This is a genomic window from Denitromonas ohlonensis (assembly GCF_007625205.1).
Lineage (GTDB): Bacteria > Pseudomonadota > Gammaproteobacteria > Burkholderiales > Rhodocyclaceae > Nitrogeniibacter > Nitrogeniibacter ohlonensis.
Genome location: NZ_VMNI01000013.1, coordinates 44,849 through 69,096 on the forward strand (window position 1 = coordinate 44,849; position 24,248 = coordinate 69,096).

Genomic DNA, 24,248 nt, shown 5'->3' on the forward strand with positions numbered 1-24,248 from the left:
CATTCCCCTGCTTGCGCATTCGTAGTACTTGGTGAGCGCATCACCCAACTTTAGTCAGGGAACAATCCAACCCTGAGTCCTCATCATTTGTTTGTCACCTGCTTTCTGATCGAAAGCCGAGGTGCAACCGCGCTGTGGCGAATGCGCCTGGCGGGGCATACAACAGGTGTTGGGAGACAAGATGGAAAAGAGCATTGCCGCTTCCCGCGGAGCGTTGGCCAGCGATATCAGTGGTAGCGATGGTGCTGCGGTTGTTCGGACGTGGGCAATCATCGGGGCTGCGTTCGTCGTCTTCATACTCTATGTGGTCTTTGAATGGGTGACAGCGCCGTACTTTGGTCCCACTCAGTTGGCTGAGGGCGTGGAGGTGCCGCTGAACTTCAAGATCGGCGTCTGGACGGTTCAGATTGGCATGTCTCTGGTGTGGGCCTATTTGATCTGGACCCAAATCATCAAACCGATACGTCAAACCGGCCAACCAAACACGGCGGGGCTGCTGGGCATTGCCTTCTTCGTCGCGATCTTTTGGGATCCGTCGATGAATTGGATCCAGCAGGGCTGTGTTTACAACCCTTACGCGTTGAACCTTGGTTTTTTGTCGGGTGAGATTCCGGGCTGGATGAGTCCGCGCGGAAATCTGTTGCCGGAGCCATTGTTGGCGTGGGCTGGTGGCTATCCCGGCTTTCTGCTGTGGATGACTTTTGGTGGGTTGGCGGTGATGCGTTTCGTAAAGGCGCGCTTTCCGACAATCTCCAACGTCAAGCTTTCGCTGTGCGGCGTTTTCGCGGCGATGGTTGTTGATTTAGTGCTCGAAAGTCTGCTGATCCGTTATTCCGGGATCTACGCCTATCCGGGCTCGATTCGCGCGCTGAGTCTGTGGGGTGGCCACTGGTATCAATTTCCCCTCTACGAGGCGCTCTTGTTTGGCGGGTGGGTCGGCTGCACTAGCGTGCTGCTCTACTTCAAGGACGACAAGGGGCATACATGGGTGGAGCGGGGCGTCGAAAAGATGGCCTTCTGCAAGAACTCCAACTTTCGCCAATCCATGGTTCGTCTGGTCGCGATCATTGGGTTCTGCCAAGTGCTGGAAATAATCATCTATGTGTTGCCGATGCCACTGATCACGGCGAACGCAGATCCCTTTCCGGAAGATACGCCGGCCTTCTTTACGGTCGGGACGGGTATGTGTGGCCCGGGGACGGGGCTCGCTTGTCCTCGTCCTGATTTGCCGATCATTCGACGCAACGACCTCGAGAAATTTTCCGACACCGTGCAGATCGCGCATGAGCCGGTGGGAGAGGCGGTGGTTCGTTGAAGCGTGGCTGACGTCGGCTTCTGAAGCAGATTGACATCGCGTCCGGGCGATTGCGCGAAGGTTCGGATAGCCGGTCGGATGCGGCTTTGAGTTGATCCAATGAGGACGCTTTCAGCAGGGTGTTGCAGTGTTTTTCACCATACGGTATGGTAGCAAACAATAATAAAGCAGAACGTATGCTAGGGGGTTGCGATGGCGGGTTTGTACTTCGAGCAGTTTGAGATTGGGCAGTCGTTCAGGCACGAGATCCGGCGGACGGTGACCGAGTCGGATAACACTTGGTTTTGTGCTGCGACTTACAACCCGGCCCAGATCCATATCGACGCGGACTATTGTGCGCAGACCGAGTTTGGCCGCCCGTTGGTCAACAGCATCTTTACGCTGGGGCTGGTGATCGGCGTGTCGGTACAAGACACCACCTTGGGTACCACGGTGGCCAATCTTGGGATGACGGATGTGAAGTTTCCGGCGCCTGTGTTTGCAGGCGACACGATTAACTCGGTGACCACCGTGCTCGAGCTGCGGCCTAGCCGGTCACGTCCTGAGCAGGGCATCGTCACGTTCAAGCACGAAGGCTTCAACCAGCGCGGCGAATTGGTGGCGACATGCTTGCGTCAGGCATTGATGCACCGGGTGCCGGCCAAATGAAGACGCGCTCGTTTCTCTTCGTGCCGGCAGACAGTGAAAAGAAGCTGGATAAGGCGCGGGACAGTGCTGCCGATGTGTTGATTCTGGATCTCGAGGATTCGGTCGCGGCCGCACGCAAACCGATTGCGCGCGAGCAGGCGGCGGGGTATTTGCGTGAGACGGCGGGGCGACGGTCGTGGTCCGGTTTTGTGCGGATCAATCCATTTAGTGATTCAGCGGCCATCGCCGATCTGGCGTCGGTGGTTGGTCCGGGGTTGGATGGCGTGGTACTGCCCAAGGCCGACGGCATCGAGGATGTGATCCGGCTCGGCCATTGCCTGGATGTGCTTGAGGCGCGTAGCGGCTTGGTGCGTGGCGCGGTCAGGATTCTGGTGGTGGCGACGGAGACGTCGGCGGCGATGTTGAATATGACGGGCTATCAGCGCTCACATCCACGTTTGCTTGGTCTGACGTGGGGGGCGGAGGATCTGTCCGCCGCGCTCGGCGCAGAAACCAATCGTGAAGCCGACGGCGCCTTGTCGCATCCCTATCTCATCGCACGATCGATGTGTCTGGTGGCTTCGGCCGCCGCGGCGGTGGCGCCGATCGACACGCTCTTCTCAGATTTCCGTGATGAAAAAGGCCTTGAGGACGATTGCATTGCGTCGCGTCGTCGCGGCTTTGTTGGCCGTATCGCCATTCACCCCGCCCAGGTCGAAACCATCAATCGTTGCTATGCGCCAAGCGGTGCTGATCTGGCGCATGCCCGTGCAGTGGTCGATGCCTTTGAGAGCAACCCCGAGGCGGGAACCGTCGGCATTGATGGCCGCATGTATGACCGGCCACACCTTGTACAGGCGCTCAGGACGCTCGCTTCGGCGAGCACATAGATCAAACGGTTCGAGCCTTTGGGTTCGTTAGAAACTCGCCCGCCAACGGGCTGAACAGGAACATGGATATGGATTTCTCAATCAACCCCGATCATCAGGCGATTCGCGACGGCGTGTCTGCGGTGGTGCGCCAGTTCAGCGATGAATACTGGCTCGCACGGGACGAGGACGGCGAGTTTCCGCGCGAATTCCATCGCGCGATGGCCGAATCCGGCTGGTTGGGCATCACGATGCCGGAAGAGTATGGCGGTGCTGGCCTGGGTGTGACTGAGGCGGCGATCATGATGCATGAGGTCGCGTCTCACGGCGGCGGCATGACGGCGACCTCGACAGTGCATATCAATCTCTTTGGTCCGCACCCGATTGTGGTGTTCGGCACGCCCGAGCAGAAGGCCCGCTGGATTCCGCGATTGATCAGTGGTGAGGATCAGTGCTGCTTTGGCTTTACTGAGCCGGACGCTGGGCTGAACACCACGGCGATCAAGACGTTCGCAGAGAAGGTGGATGGCGGCTACATCGTGCGTGGTCAGAAGGTCTGGACGTCGACGGCGCAGGTCGCGAACAAGATCATGCTGCTGACGCGTACGACCCGTCTCGAAGACTGCAAACGTCCGACCGACGGCATCACCATTTTTTATACCGATCTGGATCGCAGCAAGATCGAGGTGCGGCGCATTCCGAAGATGGGGCGCAAGGCGGTGGACTCGAACGCGATCTTCATCGACGAGCTGTTTGTGCCCGATTCCGACCGTGTGGGTGAGGAGGGCGCAGGGTTCAAGTACGTCCTTCATAGCCTGAATCCCGAGCGTGTGTTGATTGCCGTCGAGGCCATCGGCATCGGCCAGGACGCACTTCGTCGCGCGACCCAGTACGCCAAGGACCGAGTGGTTTTTGGGCGCGCCATTGGTTCAAACCAAGGCATTCAGCACCCATTGGCCGAGCGCTGGATGGGGCTGGAATCGGCGTGGCTGATGGCAATGAAAGCCGCCTGGCTGTACGACTCGCACCAGTCCTGTGGTGCCGAAGCCAATACCGCGAAATTCCTTGGTGCCCGTGCCGGCTACGACGCCGCTTTGCAGGCGGTGATGACCTTGGGCGGCTTCGGCTACGCCAAGGAGTACCACGTCGAGCGGCTGTTGCGTGAGGTCACCGTGACGCGAATCGCGCCGATCACCGAGCAATTGATCATGTGTTTCATCGCCGAGAAGGTGCTCGGTTTGCCCAAGTCGTATTGAGTTTCAAACGCGCGCGCTGTAGCGGCGTGGTCGTGATGCAGGAGCGGTAGCAGGTTCGGCACATCTATATAAGAAGGAGACAACCGCATGGCAATCAGAAAAGTCTTTTTATCGAAGTCATGTATCGCTACGGCGATCACCATGGCATTTTCCGCGGGCGCGCACGCGGTTGATTTTGAAGTTGGTGACGGCTGGAAGGGCAACTGGAGCTCGTCGCTGTCGCTGGGGACCAGCTGGCGCGCGAAGAATCCGGACTCGACTCTGTACGGTAAGGCCAACGGTGCGCTGGTGGGAAAAACCAACGGCACGGGTAACAACACGATCGACGTCGGAAACCTCAACTACGGTGAGGGCGATACGTTCACGACGCAGCTTAAGTTCATTACGGAAGTTGGTATCAGCAAGGGCACCATGGGCGCCTTCTTCCGAGGCAAGGCGTGGTACGACTACGACTTGCAAGACGAGAATGTTCGCCTGGGTAACCAGCCGAATGGTTACAACAACTACAACGCCGGCACCAATTCGCTGGGCGATCGTGAACCGTTGTCAGACCACCAGTACGAACGGCTGACCCGTTTCAGCGGCACCTACCTGCTCGACGCCTATGTCTATGACACCTTCCAGGTGGCAGGCAATCCGTTGCAGCTTCGGGTGGGTAACCAGGTCGTCAACTGGGGCGAAAGTCTTTTCATTCAGGGTGTGAATCAGATCAACCCGATCGATGTGCCGTCGTTCCGCAAGCCTGGCGCTCAGGTGAAGGAAGTATTCCTGCCAGTGCCGATCGTGCTGGCGAACCAGACACTGGGAGATCTGGGCAACGTCGAGATGTTCTACCAGTGGAAGTGGCGCAATACGCCGATCGAGGCGGGCTGCGGTAACTACTGGGGCGTGGCGGGTGGCGCTATTGGCGTCAATCCGGGGTCTTGTAACAACGCGGTGAGTTTGGTGAATTCTCCGCAAGGCGAAGCGGGTGGGTTGTTCGTCAATACCATTGAGGGCAACAAGCCTTCAGACTCGGGACAGTACGGTATTGCTTTCCGCACCTACGCCGAAGCCATTGACTCGGAGATCGGTGTGTACGCGATGAATATTCATTCGCGCACCCCGGTGATCTCGCTGCAATTCGGCAGTCAGACCGGTGCTGGATCTAATGTGCCATTCGCTGCCAAGTGGGAGTATCCGGAAGACATCAAGATCTACGGTCTGAGTCTGGCGACCAACCTGTATGGATGGTCGGTCGGTGCGGAAGTCAGTTATAGCAAGGACGTTCCGGCTCAGATTGACGGTAACGATCTGCTGTTGTCCGGCCTGGGTGCCACCGGTCTTGTCAATGGCTCGTCGATTCCTTTTGGGCCGTATGGCGCCGGTGCGATCAAGGCGCTTGGCTCGGACGGCTACCTAGCCGGCTACACACGCACGAACAAGACCCAGTTGCAGTTCAACACCATCAAGGTGGGTAACCGCATTCTTGGTGCAGATCAATACCTGTTTGTCGGTGAGGTCGGTTTTCAGTGGAATGATCTGGATACTGATTTGCGCTACAACCGGCCGTTCATCTTCGGTCCGGGTTCTGACGCCACGTATGGCGGTTCGACTTGCGGCGCGTTGAACGTCAACCAGGAAGGCTGCTCGACTTCCAGCAATGGCTATATCACGCCATTTGCCTGGGGCTATCGCCTGAAGATGGATCTGACCTACAACAACGTACTCAATAGCGGCGTCACCGTGACCCCGAGCGTCTACTTTGCGCACGACGTGGAAGGCTGGTCCGTCGATAGCCAGTTCTCCGAAGGGCGCATGGCGCTTGGCCTGGGTGCCAAATTTTCGTACGCCAAGAAATACACCCTTGAGTTGAACGCGGTGAAGTACAACCCGAACGCGGACTTCGACCCGCTGCGCGACCGCGACTTCTATTCCGCCACGTTCAGCACCTCATTCTAAGAAGCAGATCAGGAGACATACGACTATGAGACCCATTGCAGCAGCACTGATGTCCGCGTTTCTTTTGGCGGGCGCACCGAGTCTTCATGCCGAGATGAGCCCGGACGAAATTGCCAAGCTCGGTACCGAACTGACGCCGAACGGCGCCATCAAGGCGGGGAATGCCGACGGTTCCATTCCCGAGTGGACGGGCGGCATGACCAAGCCGCCGGCGGGTTGGGATCGGACGAAAGGCTACGCTGATCCGTTCAAGGACGAGAAGCCGCTTTTCACGATCACCGCGGCCAACGTTGACCAGTACGGGGACAAAGTCAGTCCGGGCATGAAGGCGATGCTCAAGAAGTTCCCGAATCAGGCCATGCCCGTCTATAAGACCCACCGGACCTTTGCGCACCCGACGGAAGTCTATGAGGCAACCAAGAAGGGCGCGGCGACTGCCAAGGTGGCCGGGCTGGATATTCAGAACTACGACCTGCCCGGTACGCCGTTCCCGGTGCCGAAGAGTGGTGTCGAGGCGATGTACAACCACACCACAAAGTACTTCGGTGGTTACAAGGCCTGCCGTGACTGGCTGCCAGTGCGCTCAAGCGGCGATTACTACCGGGTGGGCTTCTGCGAACATATGGTTCAAGGGCAGAACTTCGAGCCCCGTCAGGACAACCGCGTGTTCTCATTCTTTGGCGGCTATGACGCGCCGTCGACCCTGATCGGCACGATTTATCTGGTGCATGATCCGATCGACTACACCGAGGGTAGCCGGGAGGCCTGGATCTACAACGCCGGCCAGCGCCGCGTTCGTCGTGCGCCCGATTTGGCTTACGACAACATCGATGATGGTACCGAAGGCCTGCGCACGACCGACGACTACTGGGGCTTCCATGGTGCCCTGGATCGCTACGACTGGAAGCTGGTGGGCAAGAAGGAGATGTTCATTCCTTACAACGCCTACAAGCAGATGAACCCCGAGCTCAAGTATGCGGACATGGTCGACAAAGGCGGGCTGAAGCCGGACTTGATGCGCTATGAATTGCATCGTGTCTGGGTGGTCGAGGCGACCTTGAAGCCGGGTACGGCGCATGTCCTTTCCAAGCGGGTGTTCTACCTCGATGAAGACAGCCACACCGTCGCACTGGCTGATGGTTACGACGGGCGCGGCAACCTGTGGCGTGTCTATACCTACCCGTTGGTTCAGGCCTACGACGCAGGCGTGATGTTCCAGACCAATTTCGTGACGCTGGATATCACTAATGGCAACTACATGGTGACTGCTCTCATCAACGAGCGGCCGCAACCTGCGTACGAGTGGAACCAGAAGGGTAAGGCGGACGATTTCAGCACTGCGGCCATTCGTCGTCGCGGGGTTCGCTGATCCCAGCCTGACGAGGCGCCGGTCGAGTTCCCCGATCTTTCGGCAGGGGGGCGGCCGGCGCATCGCGATCACACTTCAATGCAACAACCGTGCGACACGGCCTCGTCTGCGGTGATCCGTCGGGGCACCGAATCGGACGTCGGATGAGCCGGTGCAAACACTAAAAAAAGCACCAGATAAAACAGTGGGGACAAAGTCAATGAAAGCGAACCGGAGCCCGGTGGAGGATGTCGCGCGGCTGGCGTCAGTGCCCATCCATGCGCCTTTCAATGGCGTCGATCGGGTAGTGCGAGGGCTAGCCAGTCGCGCCCTTGTTTGGTGTGCGGCAAGCCTGACGCTGGTTTGTTTTCAGGTGACCGCATCCGCGTCGTCTGAAGCCTTGGCCGCAGTGTCGCGAGGAAGCGATCCGGTTCGGGCAGAGCGTACAGCCTTGTTCGATCTGGTGAAGTACAACGGCGGATTTCTGAGTGTCGGCGAGCGTGGTGTGGTGATGCGCTCAAAGGACGGCGGCAAGACCTGGCTCGGCATTCAGGCGCCGACCACCCGCACGCTTGTTGCCATCGTTGTTGTCAATGAAAACACGCTGGTGGCCGTCGGACATGGTGGTTCGATCGTGCGCAGCGATGATGCCGGTCAGACCTGGCTCGCGATCGATGTGCCCGACACCGGCGGCGATTCGATTCTTGGCGTGACGCTGCTCAAAGATGGCCGACTGCTGGGCTTTGGTGCCTACGGTATGTATCTCGTAAGTGAAGACCAGGGAAAAACCTGGGAGCGCCGTAGTGTCATCAACGAAGAGTTCGATCGTCATATCTCGAAGATCGTTGAAAGTGGCAACTCGCTTTATCTCGTCGGAGAGACCGGAACGGTTGCTCGTTCAGACGATGGTGGCGAGCACTGGACGAAGCTCGAAACCCCTTATCAGGGGTCGTATTTTGGATTGATCGCCTTGGGTGACGGCGATCTGCTGGCCTACGGCATGCGCGGCAACGTCTTCCGCACGCGTGATGGCGGTGTGAGCTGGCGCCAAGTCCCTTTTGATTCCAAGAGTGCGCTCAATGGCGGTTACGTCACCGCCGATGGACGCGTGGTGATTTCCGGCAACAACGGCCTGGTCGCAGTCAGCGATGGTGGAGTGAATGAATTCGCTCTGCAGTATGTGCCGGAAGGAACGCCTGTGGCCAAAGCCATGTATGCCGAGGATGGCGACCTTGTGTATGTCGGCTATCTTGCCGCCGGCCGGCTTCCCCCGAATAAAGCACCGGTCAGCCGGTAATCGTGTTTGGAGTGATCGTGCAAAACAAGACTGAATCACAAATGGGACACCCGGACAGCAGCGGCGACGCATCGTCGGTGCATGGCGAGTTCCGGCCCGAGGAGTTTTCCGGTGGCTTTATTGGAACGGTGGCTTACTACACCTTCCACTGGCGCATGCCGCTGCTTGTTCTCGGTATTCTCCTCACGATATTCCTCGGCTGGTCGGCGACCTCGCTCAAGGTGACCGCGGGCTTTTCGAAGATGATCCCGCTCAATCATGAGTACATGCAGACCTTCACCGAATATCGGGCTGATTTCGGTGGTGCCGACAAAGTGCTGGTGGCGATCAAGGTGCGCGAAGGCGACATTTATCGCAAGGAAGTGATTGACATCGTTCGTGGCATTACCGAGGAGCTCTTCTACATCAAGGGCACGGAACGCAGTTCGCTCACCTCCTTGGTGACGCCGAATGTGCGCTACAACGAGGTGGTCGAGGAGGGATTCAAGAGCGGCAATATTGTTCCCGCCGATTTTTCGGGCACGCCGGAGGAGTTGGCGCAGGTTCGCCAAAACTTGCTCAAGTCGGACTGGGTGGGTCGAATCGTATCGGCTGATCAGACCGCGACGATGGTTGTCGCCACCTTGCAGGCGACCGATCCGGATACCGGCGGTGCACTCGATCTGAACCAGGTCGGCGAGAAGCTCGAGCAGATTCGGACCAAGTACGAAAATGGCACGGTCTCGGTGCACATCATCGGATTTGCCAAGGCGACTTCGGATATCGCGGCCGGTGCTTCCAGTGTGATGCTGTTCTTCGTGGTCGCGTTTTTCATCACGGCGATCCTGTTGTTCTGGTATTCCGGCTCGGCCATGCTGACCAGTTGGGCGCTGGTGGCGGCGCTGATTCCGGTGATCTGGTTGTTGGGTATCCTGCCGCTGATCGGCATGGGGCTCGACCCGATGTCCATTCTGGTGCCCTTCCTGATTTTTGCCATTGGCGTCTCGCATGCGGTGCAGATGACCAACGCCTGGAAGCTCGAAACCCTGCACGGCCACGATGGCGTGACCGCTTCGCGCAACTGCTTTCTCAAGTTGTTCATTCCCGGCGCGACGGCGCTGCTGGCGAATGCGCTTGGCTTCATGGTGATCGCGGTGGTTGACATCCAGATTGTGCGCGAACTGGCTTATACCTCCACCATTGGCGTCACGGTCATGATCATGACCAACAAGATTCTGCTACCGATCCTGCTCTCCTACATGAAGTTCTCGGCCAAGACCGCGAGCAAGCTGCACGGCCATGAAACCGCTGGTTATGCGCTGTGGGAAAAGCTCGGCGTGCTGACGACGCCGAAAGGCGCCATTGTGCCGTTGATGGTCTGTGCGGCACTCGTCGCGGTTGGCGTCTGGAAAATTGGTGACCTCAAGATTGGTGATCTGGGCAAAGGTGTGCCAGAGCTGCGTGCCGATTCAAGCTACAACCAGGACGTGGAGATGATCACCAGCAATTTCGCCATCGGCGTCGATTTGTTGCAGGTGATTGCCGAAGCGCCGGGTGACGACTCGCCCTGTGTGCAGCGTGAGATTCAGGAGAAGGTTGAGAAGTTCGACTTCGAAATGCGGCAGACCGAAGGCGTTGCGGCAGTGCGCAGCCTGTCGTCATTCATTCGTGCGGTCACTCAGGATTTTGCCGAGGGCTGGTATCAGTGGCGCATGCTGCCCGAGTCGGTACCCCAGATCGCGCAGGGTATCGGCATGGCGACCCGGCTGGGGAACGAGTATCGCAACTCGCGGTGCACCGCGATGCCGGTGTCGATCTACACCACCGACCACCAGGCCACGACGATCAACCATATTGTTGATCGCATCAAAGCTTTCAAGGCGGAGAACGACTCCGACAAGCTGACGTTTCGTCTGGCATCGGGCAACGTGGGAGTCATGGCGGCCACCAACGAAGTGGTGGAGCGTTCCGACAAGTGGGTGAACTTCACACTGTTCGCCTCGGTGGCGGTTTTGTGTCTGGTGACCTTCCGGTCCTTCCGGATCACTTTTTGCATCATCGTGCCGCTGGCGCTGGTGACCTTGCTGTGCAACGCGACCATGGCCGCGCTGGGTATCGGTGTGAAGGTCAACACGTTGCCGGTGATTGCCATCGCGGTCGGCGTGGGCGTTGACTATGGCATCTACATTTTCGAGCGCCTGCGCCACGAAATGGAAGAGCGCGGTCGAAGCCTTCAGGAAGCCTTTGTGCAATCGCTCAAGGAACGCGGCACCGCTTCGGTATTCACCGCCGTGACCATGACGATTTCGGTGCTGACCTGGGCGTTCTCGACCCTCAAGTTCCAGGCTGACATGGGCATTTTGCTGGCCTTCATGTTCCTGGTGAATCTGTTCGGCGCGGTGCTGCTGATGCCAGCCATTGCCGCCTTCGTGATTGGTAACAAACCCAAGGCCAAGGCATGAGCGCCGGGTTGAGCAACGTAAGCAAGGAGTGTCTGGCATGCCGTTGAGTGCCCCGATGAGCGTTGGGGGGGCGGCCACCGTCCCCACCGCGACGCAGGTCGCCCGAAGCAACATGGCGGCATTTGCCGTCGCGATGGAGGCGCGTTTTACGCGTCAGTTCGACGACTACGATGCGCTGCACCGATGGTCGGTCGAGCACGCCGATGAATTCTGGACGGGCCTATGGGATTACTGCGCCATGGTGTCCAGTGCCCGTGGTGACGTGGTGGTTGAGCAGGGTGACACCATGGAGCAGGTTTCCTGGTTCCCCGGCGCGCGGCTGAACTTCGCCGAGAACCTGCTGCGTTTCCGTGGCAGTGAAGACGCATTGGTGTTCTGGGGCGAGGATCAGGTCAAGCGGCGCATGTCGCGTGACGATCTCTACGCCGCAGTGGCACGCCTTGCCGCGGCCATGCGCGCCAAGGGACTCAAGGCGGGCGACCGGGTTGCGGCCTTCATGCCCAACTCCCCCGAGACCATCATTGCCATGCTGGCGGCGGCGAGCGTCGGCGCTATCTTCAGTTCGGCCTCACCGGATTTTGGTCCGCAAGGCATCCTTGACCGTTTCGGCCAGACCGAGCCGGTGATGCTTTTCGCCACCGACGGCTATATCTACAACGGCAAGAAGCACGAGTGCCTCAGCAAGCTCAAGGACATCGCGGCCGGACTGCCGAGCGTCCATACGTTTGTGATCTGCCCTTATCTCGGCCTTGATCAGCCCACGGATGGTATTCCCGGTGCCGTCACGCTGGACGATCTCACGGCGCCGTACGCGGAGGTCGACACCATCGATTTCGAGCAGCTGCCTTTCGATCATCCGCTCTATATCGCCTTTTCGTCCGGCACCACCGGGGTGCCTAAGTGCATTGTGCATCGTGCCGGCGGCGCGCTCATGCTGCACCTGAAGGAGCACCAGCTTCATGGTGACCTCCGCGAAGGCAGCCGCCTGTTCTATTTCGCCACTTGCAGTTGGGTGATGTGGAACTGGCTGGCCTCGGGGCTGGCGTCGGGCGCGGCCCTCATGCTCTATGACGGCAGCCCTTTTGCCGCGGACAACCGGGTGTTGTTCGACTACATGCAGGCCGAGCGTTTCACGCACTTTGGTACCTCCGCCAAGTTCCTCGAGGCGTGCGCAAAGTTCGATCTCAAGCCCATCGAGACGCATGACACGAGTTCGGTGGAGGTGCTGTTTTCCACCGGCTCTCCGCTCATGGCCGAGGGCTATGACTACGTCTACAACGCCTTCAAACCGGGGGTGCTGATTTCGTCCATCTCCGGCGGCACCGACCTGCTCGGTGCGTTTGTTGGTGGCAACCCCGTACTACCCGTGTATCGCGGTGAAATTCAGTGTGCCCAGTTGGGCATGGCCGTCGAGGTGTTCGACGAAACGGGCCACCCGGTTCGCGATCGCAAAGGCGAGCTGGTGTGTACTCGCCCGTTCCCGACCCAGCCGCTGTACTTTTGGGGCGACACGGACGGCAGCAAATACCACGCGGCCTACTACGATCGCTTCGATGGTATCTGGTGTCATGGCGATTTCTGCGAGATCACCGCGCGTGACGGCTACATCATCTACGGCCGTTCGGACGCGACGCTCAATCCTGGCGGGGTGCGTATCGGCACCGCCGAGATCTACCGCCAGGTGGATCAGATCGAGGAGGTGGTGGAGTCGGCTGTGATCGGCCAGAGCTGGCCACCCGAAAAACCGACCGATGTGCGTGTGGTCCTGTTCGTGCGTTTGCGCGATGGCCTCGTGCTGGACGCGCCGCTGATCGAACGCATCAAGCAGCAGATCAAGAAGAACACCACGCCACGCCACGTGCCGGCGCGGGTGGTGCAGGTGAGCGACATTCCCCGCACCAAGAGCGGCAAGATCGTCGAACTGGCGATTCGGCAGGTGGTGCATGGTGAAGCGGTGAACAACACCGGGGCGCTGGCCAATCCGGATGCACTAGAACATTTCCGTCACCGCGACGAATTACGCGCCTGAGCCCGGAGCCGACGATGACTTTCGAATCGATCGACATGGTGATGGACGATGGCCTGGCGCGGGTGACCCTGAACCAGGCCGAGCAGGGCAACCCGTTCAATGCGACCCTGTGTCGCGAATGGCTGGAACTGGCCAATGCGCTCGCCAGCGAAAGGACGCTGCGCGCGATTCTTATTACGGCGCGCGGCAAGTACTTCAGTGTCGGTGGCGACATTCGCATGTTCACCCGCAACCTGGATGTCTTGCCTGAGCGAATCCGTGAATGGACTGGAACCTTGCACGCCGGGATTGCGCGCATCGCGCGGCTCGACGCGCCCACCGTGGTGGCCGTGCATGGCGTGGCGATGGGCGGTGCGGTGGGCTTGGTGGCGTCCTGCGACCTGGTCTATGCCTCGGGCTCTGCCTCCTTTGGTGCGGCGTACCCAAGTATCGGTTACAGCTGCGATGCGGGGTCCTCCAAGGCATTGGCGTCACGCATGGGGGTTTCCCGCGGCAAGCGCTTTTTGTTGTGCAACGAAACCCTTGACGTATCGGCCGCGGCCGATTGCGGACTGGTCGACTTTGTCGTCGATGCCGAGGCACTGCAGGCCGACGCCGAAGCGGCCGCCAGGCGCTTTGCCAACGGACCGACGCAAGCCTACGGCGATATTCGTCGATTGTTTTCCAACGTCATGCAGCAGTCGCTTGAAGCGCAGCTTGAGGACGAGGCGCAGTCGTTGGCGCGCATGGCGGGCACCGAAGACGCCCGCGAGGGCATCCTGGCTTTTTCCGAAAAAAGAAGACCTACATTCAAGGGCCGCTGATCGCAGCGCCTTATTGCCGAAAAGAGGGACATTCCATGTGGCTGCATGCTGACATTGCCAATCTGGCGGACATCCCGCGCTACCACGGCCGCACTTCGGGTGAGCGCGTTGCGCTCATGACGGCTCGGCGGCGGGAAACCTTTCGTGAGCTTGATCAGGCTTCGAGTCGACTGGCTAACCTGTTTATCGAAGCGGGCATTCCGCCGGGCTCGGTGATCGGTTTCTACGGCAAGAATTCCATCGAGTACTTTGAGGCGCTGTTTGCTGCCGCCAAGGCGGGATGCACGCTGGTGGTGCTCAACTGGCGGCTTTCGGCGCTGGAATTGCGGAGCGTGATTGAAGATGCGCAGCCCAAGCTGATTCTCGTCGACATCGACTGCGTCCCGGTGCTGGCCAAAAGCCTGGATGGCGCCGCGATTGAGGTGCCGACCATCGATTTCGATTCCAACTCGGATGCTGCGACCGAGCTCACCGACCGGCTGTCCCGATGCAGCGACGTCGATCCGAAACAAGCGCTACGCCCCGAAGACACTGCCGTGCTGCTCTATACGTCGGGCACGACCGGTCAGCCCAAGGGCGTTCAGCTGACTCACGGGGGCATGAACTACATGCGTCTGTGTGAGCATCTCGAACCGGCGTTCGAGTGGAAGCCGAACGACGTGATGATGTTCGTCATGCCCAACTTCCATCTGGTGGGAACCGGGCTGTCGCTGCAGGGTTTGTACAACGGTGTTCCATTGTCGATCTTGCCTGGGCTGGATATTCCGGCCTTGATCCAGACCGTTGAGCGCGACCGCGTGAGCATCTTCTGTCTGGTGCCGACCGCGCTGCAGATGATTCTCGATCATCCGGCCTGCACCGAGGCGGACCTGTCTTCGCTGCGTATGGTGATGTACGCCGGCTCGCCGATCACGGCGCCGCTGCTCAAGCGAGCGATGACCACGCTCAAGTGCGACTTCATGCAATTCTACGGTGCCACCGAAACTTTCGGTGCTGTCACCTTGCTCAGGCCCGAACAGCATGACCTTGAGGACGAAGCCAAGCTCAAGTCCTGCGGCACACCGATCCCTCTGGTGGACGTGCGGGTCGTCAGCGCGGCGGGTGATGATCTACCCAATGGTGAGATCGGTGAGTTCCTCATCCGGTCGCCAGCCATGTTCAAGGGCTATCTCAACAAACCGTCGATGACCGAAGCGGTGCTCTCTGGCGGCTGGTATCGCTCGGGTGACGCCGGTTACCGAGGTGACGACGGTCTGCTGTATCTGGTCGATCGCACTAAAGACATGATCATCTCGGGTGGCGAGAACGTGTATTCGACGGAAGTCGAGCAAGCGCTCTCGAAGCATCCGATGGTCTCGCAGGTGTCTGTTATCGGTCTGGCCGATGAGCGCTGGGGCGAGCGGGTGGCTGCGGTGGTTGTACCGAAACAAGGTAGTGCGCCTACCGCGGAAGAACTGATTGCGCATTGCCGTGAGTTGATTGCCGCCTACAAGGCGCCCAAGCAGGTGATTTTCGCCGAGGCGCTCCCCATGACGCCCACTGGCAAGGTGCTAAAAACTGCGCTGCGCAAGCAGTATGCACCGCCAATGACGAGCGATAGCTGAGTACGAACTTGGGGGCTTCGGCCCCCAAATTATTAGCGCAGCGCGTTGGGCATGAATGCTTTCAGTTCCCCCTCAACATTCCAGCGCATTGAGGGTTTCCGCCGCTCGTTGTCGAGACCGGTGACCAAGAGCCCGCCGTTGTGCAGGTCGTGGATCATCTGCGCCCGGGGGATCATTACCGGCACATCCCAGAGCTGGATCGTGGGGAGCAGCGAGACCCGCCACAATTCGCCGTGGCCGTCGTAGGCCTCCGCCATCACGATTTGCCAGCTGTCTTCGTCGATATAGAAGGTACGTCGCTGGTACACATGGCTCATGCCCGGTGCCAGTGTCGCCTCGACGACCCACACCCGATGACGCTCGTAGCGCATCAGCGACGGATCAATAAGTGCGCCCTTGAGCATGTCTTCATAGCGCAGCGACGGGTCGGCGAGCTTGTAGGCATTGTAGGGGATCAGCAGTTCGCGCTTGCCGGCCAGCGTCCAGTCGTAACGTTCCAGCGAGCCGTTGAATCCGCCGCCATCGTCGATGGTCGCTAAACCTTCGGTACCGTCGGCCGTGTTGTCAAAGGCCAGGTTGGGCGCTCGGCGAACACGGCGCTGACCGGCGTTGTAGATCCATGCGCGACGTTGGTCGCCGGCCGTATCCAAGGGTTCGTGCACCAGATAGATCGTCCCCAGCAGCGAGGCGGGTGCATCGTAGCGACCGAGGAAGTAGGTGCCATCGCCGTCCTGCGACAGGCGATCCATGTGTGTTGCCTGCACGATGGTCTGACACCAACCCACCCGGTAATAGCTACCGCTGCCGTGGATCGGTAGCCAGTCGGAACACGAGGACACGCCGCCGGCCCAGCGATTCAAATGGTTGAACATCACTGACGCTGCGTTTTCCGGTTTCGAGAAGGGAATCGCCGGCTGGTGGTAGTTCAGCATGCGTTTGCCGTCGACACGGGCCTGACCGCGCTGCTTTGCTGTCGCGTCATAGACCGATTGTGGAAGTGCGAGTGTGCGATGCGTCGGATAGACCGGTATGCGCATGCCGGCGCGTTGCTTTAGCAAGGCTTGCAAACCCGGCGACAGCTCGGCCAGATGGGCCGCCATGTTCTCGGGTGTGATGACGTACAGCGGTACTTCGTCCGCAAAGGGGTCTGGATAGCCGTGTTCCGGTTGCCACCCCGGTGGTGGCGTGCTTAATCCGCCGCGCCATGCCGGGATCCGGCCATCCGCGCTTCCGGCACGCTCGGCACCGGTCGGTGTCAGGGCGTCGGTGGCTCGGGCGATCGGGCTGACACTCAAACACATCAGCAGTCCCGCGGTGGCGCAGGTTTGGAGGATGGCAGGTGGGCCAAAACGCATGTCAGCGGTCCTTCTCGCCCGGTTGGCGTTTCCCCAACTTTCGTCAGGTACAACCTCGCGGGTGTGCGATGAAGATGGTGGTCGGACAATCAACTTTTTCTGAAGCTAAAGCATACGATACGATAGCATATGAAATTTCGGATGGTGACTGATGCAACGGCGCTGTTATTCGCTGCATGCGTCGGCGCCGAACAGCCCAGAACGATCAGGAGACAACGACAATGACGACCGAACACCACTTCACCGCCGCCCGTGCAGCCGTTTTGCGTGCTGCGGGCGGTCCGCTCACTATTGAGGACGTCCGTATCAGTGCGCCCAAGGGCGACGAGGTGCTGGTGCGCATCGTGGGTGTCGGTGTCTGCCATACCGACATCGTTTGCCGCGATGCCTTCCCCGTGCCGCTGCCCATTGTGCTGGGCCATGAAGGGGCGGGTGTGGTTGAGGCGGTCGGTGAGGCGGTCACCCGCGTCAAGCCGGGCGATCATGTGGTGCTGTCCTTCAATTCCTGCGGGCACTGCGGCAACTGCGAACACGATCATCCGTCTAACTGCCTGCAGATGATGCCGTTGAATTTCGGTGGCGCGCAGCGCGTCGAGGGGGGAACGACGCTGGACGCCAACGGCAATCCGGTCACCACGCTGTTCTTTGGCCAGTCGTCCTTTGGCAGTTACGCCATGGCGCGCGAAGTGAATACCGTGAAGGTGGACAAGGACGTGCCGCTGGACATCCTTGGGCCGCTCGGCTGCGGGGTGCAGACCGGCGCGGGTGCGGCCATGAATTCGGTAGGGCTCAAGGCCGGGCAGTCGCTGGCGGTATTCGGTGGCGGTAGTGTCGGCCTGAGTGCCTTGCTGGGCGCGCTGGCGGTGGAAGCGTCAAGCGTCATCGTGGTTGAGCCGAATGCCGACCGTCGAGCGCTGGCGACGGAGCTCGGCGCCACCCATGTCATCGACCCCCACTCCAGCGACGACGTGGTGGCCACGATCAAGGCGCTGAGCGGTGGCGGTGTCACCCACAGCATCGACACCACAGGTATTTCACCGGTCATCGGTAACGCAATCAATTGCACCTTGCCGGGCGGCACGGTGGGCATGCTCGGCTTCGCCGCGCCAGAAGCGCCGGTACCGGCCACGCTGATGGATCTGCTCACCAAGAGCGTTACCTTGCGTCCGATTACCGAGGGCGATGCCGATCCACAGCAGTTCATTCCGCGCATGGTCGAACTCTACAAGGCCGGCAAGTTCCCCTTCGACAAGCTCATCCGGAAGTATCCCTTTGCCCAGATCAACGAAGCGATGCATGCGACCGCGACCGGAGAGGCGATCAAGCCCGTGCTGACGTTCTGATGTGCATGGAAAGCGTTGTTCAATTCGTTAAATGCTTAAAAAAACAAGGAAGGAGACAGAAATGCAACCCACGAAAAGCGATTCGCTGTTTCGCAAATCGATGAAGTTCTGCGCATGGTCCGGCTACATGGCCGTGATCTTCTACATTATCGGCGGTGTGATTTTGGGCGGAATGACGCCGCCCTTGCTCAACGCGGGCGAATCCCCCGAAGTGTTTGTCGCAAAAATTACCGAAAATCAGTTTCAGCTCCAGATTGCATCGATTTTCATGATGATTTCTTTTGCGCTGTTCGGCTCGTTCGGCGCGGGAATTGCGGCACAGACGCGCCGATTTGAAACCAATCCAGTATTTTCCTATGTGCAACTGGTGTTCTCTGCCGGCGGAATGGTTATTGCGCTGCTGGTTGCGTTCGCATGGGCATTGATGGCCTTTCGGCCCGAGACTTACCATCCGACCGTTGTCATGATGTTTACTGATTTCGCCTATTTTTGTGCGCTGTTCTCCGTGCCATTGTTCGGCGGATGGTGCGTCATGATCGCATTGCCTATTCTCTTGGCGGAGGAGGGGCGGGAGCCGTTCCCGCGCTGGGTGGCCTATGCGAACCTGTGGGCCGCGCTGCTCTATGTTCCCGGTCAATTGATTCTCTTCTTCAAGGATGGACCGTTTGCGTGGCACGGCTTCGTTGCACTTTGGATTCCCTATATCGCTTACTTTGCATGGATCTGGATCATGTCTATGGCGCTTATCAAGGTGGCAAATGCCAAGGGGAATGAGCCGCTCGATACCCGGTTGAGCGCTGCTGCGGTGACGGCGTGATGACGGGAGGCCTCATCAGTGAGGTGCGCAGGTCCTCGATGAGGTCGGCCGCGTCGCCGGCCGTCCGCCCTGCGCGTGACCATATTCCCGGTGAAATAGGTATATGGCTGTTCGTTGCCGGCGATCTCCTGGTGTTCTCGGCCTTTTTCATTGTTATCGCGCTGGGATACAAGACGCAAATCGAGCTGTTCACGCAAGCGAGAGCGACGCTCGATATGTGGGTGGGCGTGCTAAATACACTTTTTCTGCTGACGGGGTCGTGGTTTGTCGCCAAAGGAGTGGAAAGTTGCCGTGAAACGCATGGCGTTTCGAGTCATCGGTATTTTGCGCTGGGCATACTCTGCGGTGTTCTGTTTGTTGCCAACAAGAGCTTTGAGTGGGGACTCAAGATATCTGCAGGCATTACACCGCTGACGAATGATTTTTTCATGTACTTTTTCGTGTTCACAGGAATTCACCTGGTGCATGTCGTGGTCGGGCTTGGCGTGTTGTTGGTCGCTCGTGGTGTCAGTCGGCGGCCAGTGTTGCGCGCCAAAGACATTCGTACCGTCGAGAGCGCGGCGACTTTCTGGCATTTGATTGATCTACTCTGGATCGTGCTGTTCTCGATGTTCTATTTGCTGTGAGAGATGAAATGACGGAAGCACGCGAAACCGGGTTCTTGCGCCAGGGAACCAACATTGCCTGGTTGCTACTTGTGGGTTCGACCTTGTTCGGATGGTGGCTCGGACATGTCGTTCATAGCGCAGATGAGTATGTTCGCATCGCCACCGCAGGCGTTCTCGTGACGGCCTTTGTAAAGACCTGGATCGTGGGGTTCCAGTTCATGGAACTGCGTCATGCGCCGTGGTGGTTACGTCATGCTTTTCACGCTTGGGTGCTGGTGATGTGTGTTGTGCTCCTTATTTTGTGTGTGTGAGCACGTGGAGGCGGTAATTCGCAGCTCGGCTCGAGCTGCTTTTTTTCGTCAAATAATTCCGACCTGAATTAACGGTGAATAATCTATGAAGGGTGCTGAACGACTGGTCGCAGTTGAGGTGAGTACGCCGTCCATGGCCCGCGCCTTGCCGGAACTGCCAATGACGCAAACGGTGATGGTGCGCCTGCTGCGCATCGCTGTGGCGGGTATGAGTGACTGTTTCGAACCGGTCTTTCGTGCGGCGGGCCTGGCTGAAAACAGCTTCCATATCTTGTGTCTGCTCATGGCGGCCGAAGCGGGTAGTGCATCACCCAGCGAACTGAGTGATCTGGTCGGCACCAGTCGCGCCAACATCACGCGTCTGCTCGACGCATTGGTGGACGAGAGGCTGGTGTCCCGCCGCACGGCGGCCCGCGATGCTCGTCGGCAAGTCGTCACTATCACAGCGCAAGGCCGGGCGCGTTGCCGTGTCATGGCCGAGCAGATCGCCCCGCCCCTGCGTGCCGCCTTTGGCCAACTCGACGACGAAGAGCTGGCTACCTTGGCGCGGTTGCTGCGCAAGGCGGTGACGTCCTTCGATGGCGCTGCTATGCCGGCTCGCGCTTTTTCATGACCCAAGCAGTTCGGTTGTAACACCTTCACTCGGAGTGCATACACATGTCTGATCAAGCAGATCTCAAGTACCAACTCATCGGCGCCTGGTTCGGGCCGCTGTTTCTCGTCACCTTCGTGCTGTTCTGGGGCGTGATCGGGCAGAACCTGCCCAATCCATCGCCCGACCTGTCGGCTGATGCCTTGGTTGCCCGCTATGTGGAGAGCCTCGGCAGTATCCGGCTGGGCTTCATCGTGTCGCTCATTGCGGTGGTGTTCTACATGCCCTGGACCACGGCGTTGTCGGCGATGATGGGGCAGATCGAAGGGCGCGGCCGGACGCTGACCTACTTGCAGCTTATCGGCGGCGCGCTGACCGTCATGGTGGTGTCTTTCAGTGCCATGTTCTGGGTGGCGGCGGCTTTCCGGCCGGAGCGCGACCCGCAGATCACCCAGATGCTGACCGACGTCGGTTGGCTGTGCATCGACTTGCAGTACGCCTGCACGACCTTGCAGATGGTGGCCGCTGCGCTGGTGGGCTTGGGCGACAAGCGCGAAAAGCCCTTGTTTCCTCGTTGGGTGTGCTGGCTCACCATCTGGTGCGGGGTGAGCTTCATCCCGGCCAGTCTGACCGGCGTGCTCAAGACCGGCCCCTTCGCATGGGATGGCTTCTTCAGCTACTACTTCCCGTATTTCTGCTGGCTGTGCTGGTTTACGGTGGCCAGTGTCTGCATGATCCGCGACGTCCATCGGCGCATGGGCGAAGCGGCCGATGTGCGCGGAGGTGAGGCGATCGGGCATGCCGCCTGATTTCGCCGACCCGGTGGCGCTCAGCGAAGTTTTGCGCGACCGGGCGCGGCATCGCTACTGGGTGTCGGAGCGGGTGCGTTGGAGCGATACCGATCAGGTGGGTCATGTGAACAACCTGTCGATTACCAATTATTGCGAGATCGGCAGGGTGAGCTTCCTCCAGCCATGGCTGATGCCCGACGCGCCTGTGCGCGCCTTGTTTCTGATCGTGCGCATGACTACGAATTTTCTGGGCGAGGTGCATTGGCCGGCGACGGTGGATGTCGGCACCAGTGTGCTCGAGATCGGTCGCAGTTCGGTGCGGGTGGTGCACGCGGTGTTCGATGGCGAGCGCTGCGTGGCCACAGCCGACTCGGTACTGGTGCACATCGATGAGGCGACTCGCGCGTCGTAACCCATTCCGACGATGGTGCTCGACTATCTTTTGACGTACCGTCTGGCGTGGCCCGAGAGATGACGAGCGCGGCGGTGGCACCGCTTGCCACCGCCGTCGTCTCCGTGCGCCAAGCCCCCCGGCCGCGGTCAGGGCCGGCGGGGGTTTATTTCTGACTGTCTGCGCGCGCCGGCGGGGGCGTAGCTTTTAGCAGTTCACCAAAGCCGACATGGACTTTCGAGAGGAACAGCAACTCATCAAAGAGCAGGTTGCTGGGCGCCTCGTAGTTCAAGATGGCTGAGGTGATCTTGGGTTTCGCCGGGGGCTCAAGGTGGTTGAGCAACTGGTCGAAGAGTGTCTGGTCGCCCATCTCACGGGCAAGCAGCAACGTGAACGCAGAGGCCGCGCCAACCCCGCCGTCGGCGTCTGGCGTATTGGTCGTCTCGCGAACCCGTGCCTTTCGGCCGCCGTCATAGACTTCGACAAAGGTCTTCTTGAACGCCGGGTAGTAGCGTTCGGAAAAGGCCGGGTCCATGCCGTGCACCATGGCCAGCGTCCACGCCGTGGTATACGCCGAGAGCCAGGGTTTCACTGTGCCGGATTCGGGGTGAAAGGATAGATAGAAGGCGCCCGTTTTCGGATCGATCAGATCCTTTTTCAGGAATTTCAGCCAGGGTTCGGTGGCTGCCTTGTAGCTTGTGCCATGGAGTCGGTCATACACCCACAGGCTCAGATAGGCGACCGAGTTGCATTGGACAAAATAGTTGTCCGGCTCGCAGAGCGCGCCAGCGAAAGGGTTGGCCTTGATCTCGTCGTGGATGATCTTGGTCAGATGTTTGTGTTCGGCCTCGTACTTCCGGTTTCCGCTGACCAACTGATAGAGGCCATACATCAAGTTCAGGTGGCCCTTGTACATGATGTTTTGCTTCTCGATCGGGTCGCTGCCGAAACCATCTTCTTCCCAGTCTTCCCAGACGCGCTTGCATTTCATCTTTGACGTGGCGATGTCGACGGCATGTGCCGCGAGCGGCCGCAACTTTGGGTCCGTCACCGCGACGCTTGCCAGGCCGTAGGAATAGAACGCCAGCGAATACTTGATGATCCGTTGCGGGGTCTTTTTGATGTCCCATGCGTCGAAGGCACAACCCCGGCTGTAGAAGGGGGAAATGAAATCCGTGTAGTTCATGAAGGCCAGGTGCGCCATGACATCGGGCGTCACGGTGTGTTTTTCGCGTTGGGCGAAGTAGTCCGCGGTGGTGGAGAGGCGGCCGGGGAGCAGGTCTTCGGCACTGGCGGAAATGCCGAATCCGAGGGTGGCTGCGATGATTAGGGAAAGTCGTGCGGCGGGTCGTCTGTGGGGCTTCATCATGCTGTCTCCTGCGTGACGGTGAACGCCGTGCCATGGCCGGCGCGGCGTTCTGGCCTAATCCCGAGCGGTGACGCCGGTGTGCCAAAAGGCCCGGCGTTACCTGTTGGTAGTGAAGGATGGGTGTTTCAGGAGGTGAGCTTCGATTGCTGGTCGGTGGGCAACTTCCCCCGTTGCCGGTTCAGCATCTGGATCGCATGGTTTTCCTGCGAGACGCCATACCCGACTCGGCCGTCAGGGAGCGTCCAGCGCATGTTTGCGATGTAGACCATCGTGCTGACGTAGCAGACCCACGGCGCGCCGACCTCGGCGTTGCCGTACATGCGCCAGAGCTTGCCGCGCACATCGGTGGCCTCGAATTCGTGAGCGCAGGTGACGACGCCAGAGCGGACGGTGCGCAGCTTGACGTCGGCCAGCCCGTAGACCTTGCCATCTTCCATCACGTAGCCGTGGGCGAAGGTGTGCTGTTCGCCAATCGGCTTCTGGTAATCGCAGAGCACGATCCAGTGCAGGGCCAGATCCTCGCCGAAGTGAGCATGCATCCAGCCGATTGCGGGCATGTGGGTTTCCGGGCGCGGACCCCAGCTATGGTCCATGGTCTCGATGCAGTCGACCTTGTATTCCTTGCCCCGTAGTTTCAATGTGCCGGTGATTCGCCCGGTCAGGTCGAAGTGGCCGCCGTAACCGGTGCCGAAGCCCGAGCCATCGACCTTGGCCTTTACGTCGTGCGGCGTGGCTTTTGGGCTGTGGTCGGGGTCGTGGATGTCAAACGGTTCCATCAGGCCGCTGAAGTCGACATGAATTTCGGTGTCGTCGAAACCGATGTAGTCGATGCGGTAATCACGGGGGGTGGTAGCACGTATCTTCAGGCCGATCGGCGTGTCGACCTCGGAAAGCCGCGCCGGCACCGGAAGATGCTGGTGGTTATCGATGTAGAGGCATTCGGCGCGATTGTCGACCAGCGCGCCGTGAATGCTGACATCGGCCGACATCACCCCAAGACCCTTTCGGCACACGATATAGACCGAGGCGAGGAGCTTTTCCTCGGGGATCGAGATGCTGAAGTAGTTGGTCTCTGCCCACAGGTAGTCGGCGTTGGGCGGGGTGTGGAACTCGGTGTCTTCCTGTTTGATCATTTGTGCCT

General features: G+C 59.5%; 21 protein-coding genes. 18 read left to right on the forward strand and 3 right to left on the reverse strand.

All coding sequences use genetic code 11. The features are described 5' to 3' along the window. Positions 1-181 precede the first annotated feature (181 nt). The 11 genes from FHP89_RS13520 to FHP89_RS13570 all read left to right on the forward strand — a co-directional run bounded on the left by FHP89_RS13520 (position 182) and on the right by FHP89_RS13570 (position 15,530). Complete coding sequence (locus tag FHP89_RS13520; protein WP_144178411.1) at positions 182-1,315, forward strand: spirocyclase AveC family protein; 1,134 nt, start codon at positions 182-184, stop codon at positions 1,313-1,315. A 192-nt stretch (positions 1,316-1,507) separates the two neighbouring features. Beyond that, on the forward strand, positions 1,508-1,963 hold the full coding sequence (locus FHP89_RS13525; RefSeq protein WP_144178413.1) for a MaoC family dehydratase: 456 nt from the start codon (positions 1,508-1,510) through the stop codon (positions 1,961-1,963). Beyond that, positions 1,960-2,832 carry an HpcH/HpaI aldolase/citrate lyase family protein gene (locus FHP89_RS13530; protein WP_144178415.1) on the forward strand — a complete coding sequence of 291 codons (873 nt, stop codon included), beginning with the start codon at positions 1,960-1,962 and terminating at the stop codon, positions 2,830-2,832. The genes FHP89_RS13525 and FHP89_RS13530 overlap by 4 nt, the downstream gene beginning before the upstream one ends. A 68-nt stretch (positions 2,833-2,900) precedes the next feature. Next, positions 2,901-4,067, forward strand: a complete 1,167-nt coding sequence (locus tag FHP89_RS13535; RefSeq protein WP_144178417.1) for an acyl-CoA dehydrogenase family protein — start codon at positions 2,901-2,903, stop codon at positions 4,065-4,067. 87 nt (positions 4,068-4,154) lie between these two features. After that, positions 4,155-6,008: a DUF1302 domain-containing protein gene (locus tag FHP89_RS13540; RefSeq protein ID WP_144178423.1), complete on the forward strand. Its 1,854-nt coding sequence runs from the start codon at positions 4,155-4,157 to the stop codon at positions 6,006-6,008. A gap of 25 nt (positions 6,009-6,033) precedes the next feature. Further along, positions 6,034-7,377, forward strand: a complete 1,344-nt coding sequence (locus tag FHP89_RS13545; protein ID WP_144178425.1) for a DUF1329 domain-containing protein — start codon at positions 6,034-6,036, stop codon at positions 7,375-7,377. A gap of 151 nt (positions 7,378-7,528) precedes the next feature. Beyond that, entirely contained in the window at positions 7,529-8,653 is a 1,125-nt protein-coding gene (locus tag FHP89_RS13550) for a WD40/YVTN/BNR-like repeat-containing protein (RefSeq protein WP_144178427.1), read from the forward strand. Between the two features lie 17 nt (positions 8,654-8,670). Next, the gene (locus tag FHP89_RS13555) at positions 8,671-11,094 is read left to right on the forward strand and encodes an efflux RND transporter permease subunit (RefSeq protein ID WP_260851604.1); all 2,424 of its coding nucleotides are present in this window, start codon (positions 8,671-8,673) and stop codon (positions 11,092-11,094) included. A gap of 37 nt (positions 11,095-11,131) precedes the next feature. Next, positions 11,132-13,123 carry an acetoacetate--CoA ligase gene (locus FHP89_RS13560; protein WP_260851605.1) on the forward strand — a complete coding sequence of 664 codons (1,992 nt, stop codon included), beginning with the start codon at positions 11,132-11,134 and terminating at the stop codon, positions 13,121-13,123. A 14-nt stretch (positions 13,124-13,137) separates the two neighbouring features. Beyond that, the gene (locus FHP89_RS13565) at positions 13,138-13,926 is read left to right on the forward strand and encodes an enoyl-CoA hydratase/isomerase family protein (protein ID WP_144178429.1); all 789 of its coding nucleotides are present in this window, start codon (positions 13,138-13,140) and stop codon (positions 13,924-13,926) included. A gap of 35 nt (positions 13,927-13,961) precedes the next feature. Then, positions 13,962-15,530 (forward strand): long-chain-fatty-acid--CoA ligase, encoded by a 1,569-nt coding sequence (locus tag FHP89_RS13570; RefSeq protein ID WP_144178431.1) that lies wholly within the window; start codon positions 13,962-13,964, stop codon positions 15,528-15,530. A 32-nt stretch (positions 15,531-15,562) separates the two neighbouring features. Here FHP89_RS13570 and FHP89_RS13575 read toward each other — a convergent pair whose 3' ends face one another. Next, positions 15,563-16,885: a DUF1329 domain-containing protein gene (locus FHP89_RS13575; RefSeq protein WP_144178433.1), complete on the reverse strand. Its 1,323-nt coding sequence runs from the start codon at positions 16,883-16,885 to the stop codon at positions 15,563-15,565. Between the two features lie 221 nt (positions 16,886-17,106). Between FHP89_RS13575 and FHP89_RS13580 the strand changes: the two genes are divergently transcribed. The 7 genes from FHP89_RS13580 (at position 17,107) to FHP89_RS13610 (ending at position 21,759) form a co-directional block, all read left to right on the forward strand. Next, positions 17,107-18,228, forward strand: coding sequence for an NAD(P)-dependent alcohol dehydrogenase (locus tag FHP89_RS13580; RefSeq protein ID WP_144178436.1), 1,122 nt, complete (start codon positions 17,107-17,109; stop codon positions 18,226-18,228). 61 nt (positions 18,229-18,289) lie between these two features. Continuing rightward, positions 18,290-19,045, forward strand: coding sequence for a hypothetical protein (locus tag FHP89_RS13585; RefSeq protein ID WP_144178438.1), 756 nt, complete (start codon positions 18,290-18,292; stop codon positions 19,043-19,045). Beyond that, on the forward strand, positions 19,045-19,671 hold the full coding sequence (locus FHP89_RS13590; protein WP_144178440.1) for a cytochrome c oxidase subunit 3: 627 nt from the start codon (positions 19,045-19,047) through the stop codon (positions 19,669-19,671). The genes FHP89_RS13585 and FHP89_RS13590 overlap by 1 nt, the downstream gene beginning before the upstream one ends. Positions 19,672-19,679: 8 nt before the next feature. Next, positions 19,680-19,964: a cytochrome C oxidase subunit IV family protein gene (locus FHP89_RS13595; protein ID WP_144178442.1), complete on the forward strand. Its 285-nt coding sequence runs from the start codon at positions 19,680-19,682 to the stop codon at positions 19,962-19,964. A gap of 85 nt (positions 19,965-20,049) precedes the next feature. Continuing rightward, on the forward strand, positions 20,050-20,577 hold the full coding sequence (locus FHP89_RS13600) for a MarR family winged helix-turn-helix transcriptional regulator (protein WP_144178444.1): 528 nt from the start codon (positions 20,050-20,052) through the stop codon (positions 20,575-20,577). A 44-nt stretch (positions 20,578-20,621) separates the two neighbouring features. Beyond that, positions 20,622-21,365, forward strand: coding sequence for a hypothetical protein (locus FHP89_RS13605; RefSeq protein WP_144178446.1), 744 nt, complete (start codon positions 20,622-20,624; stop codon positions 21,363-21,365). Continuing rightward, positions 21,355-21,759, forward strand: a complete 405-nt coding sequence (locus FHP89_RS13610) for an acyl-CoA thioesterase (RefSeq protein WP_186300321.1) — start codon at positions 21,355-21,357, stop codon at positions 21,757-21,759. The genes FHP89_RS13605 and FHP89_RS13610 overlap by 11 nt, the downstream gene beginning before the upstream one ends. 145 nt (positions 21,760-21,904) lie before the next feature. On the opposite strand, the gene FHP89_RS13615 is transcribed toward FHP89_RS13610, so the two are convergent. Both FHP89_RS13615 and FHP89_RS13620 read right to left on the reverse strand, forming a co-directional pair. Next, positions 21,905-23,107 carry a linalool dehydratase/isomerase domain-containing protein gene (locus tag FHP89_RS13615; RefSeq protein ID WP_144178450.1) on the reverse strand — a complete coding sequence of 401 codons (1,203 nt, stop codon included), beginning with the start codon at positions 23,105-23,107 and terminating at the stop codon, positions 21,905-21,907. Positions 23,108-23,232: 125 nt separating this feature from the next. Then, positions 23,233-24,240 carry a DUF7064 domain-containing protein gene (locus tag FHP89_RS13620; RefSeq protein WP_144178452.1) on the reverse strand — a complete coding sequence of 336 codons (1,008 nt, stop codon included), beginning with the start codon at positions 24,238-24,240 and terminating at the stop codon, positions 23,233-23,235. Positions 24,241-24,248: the final 8 nt, after the last annotated feature.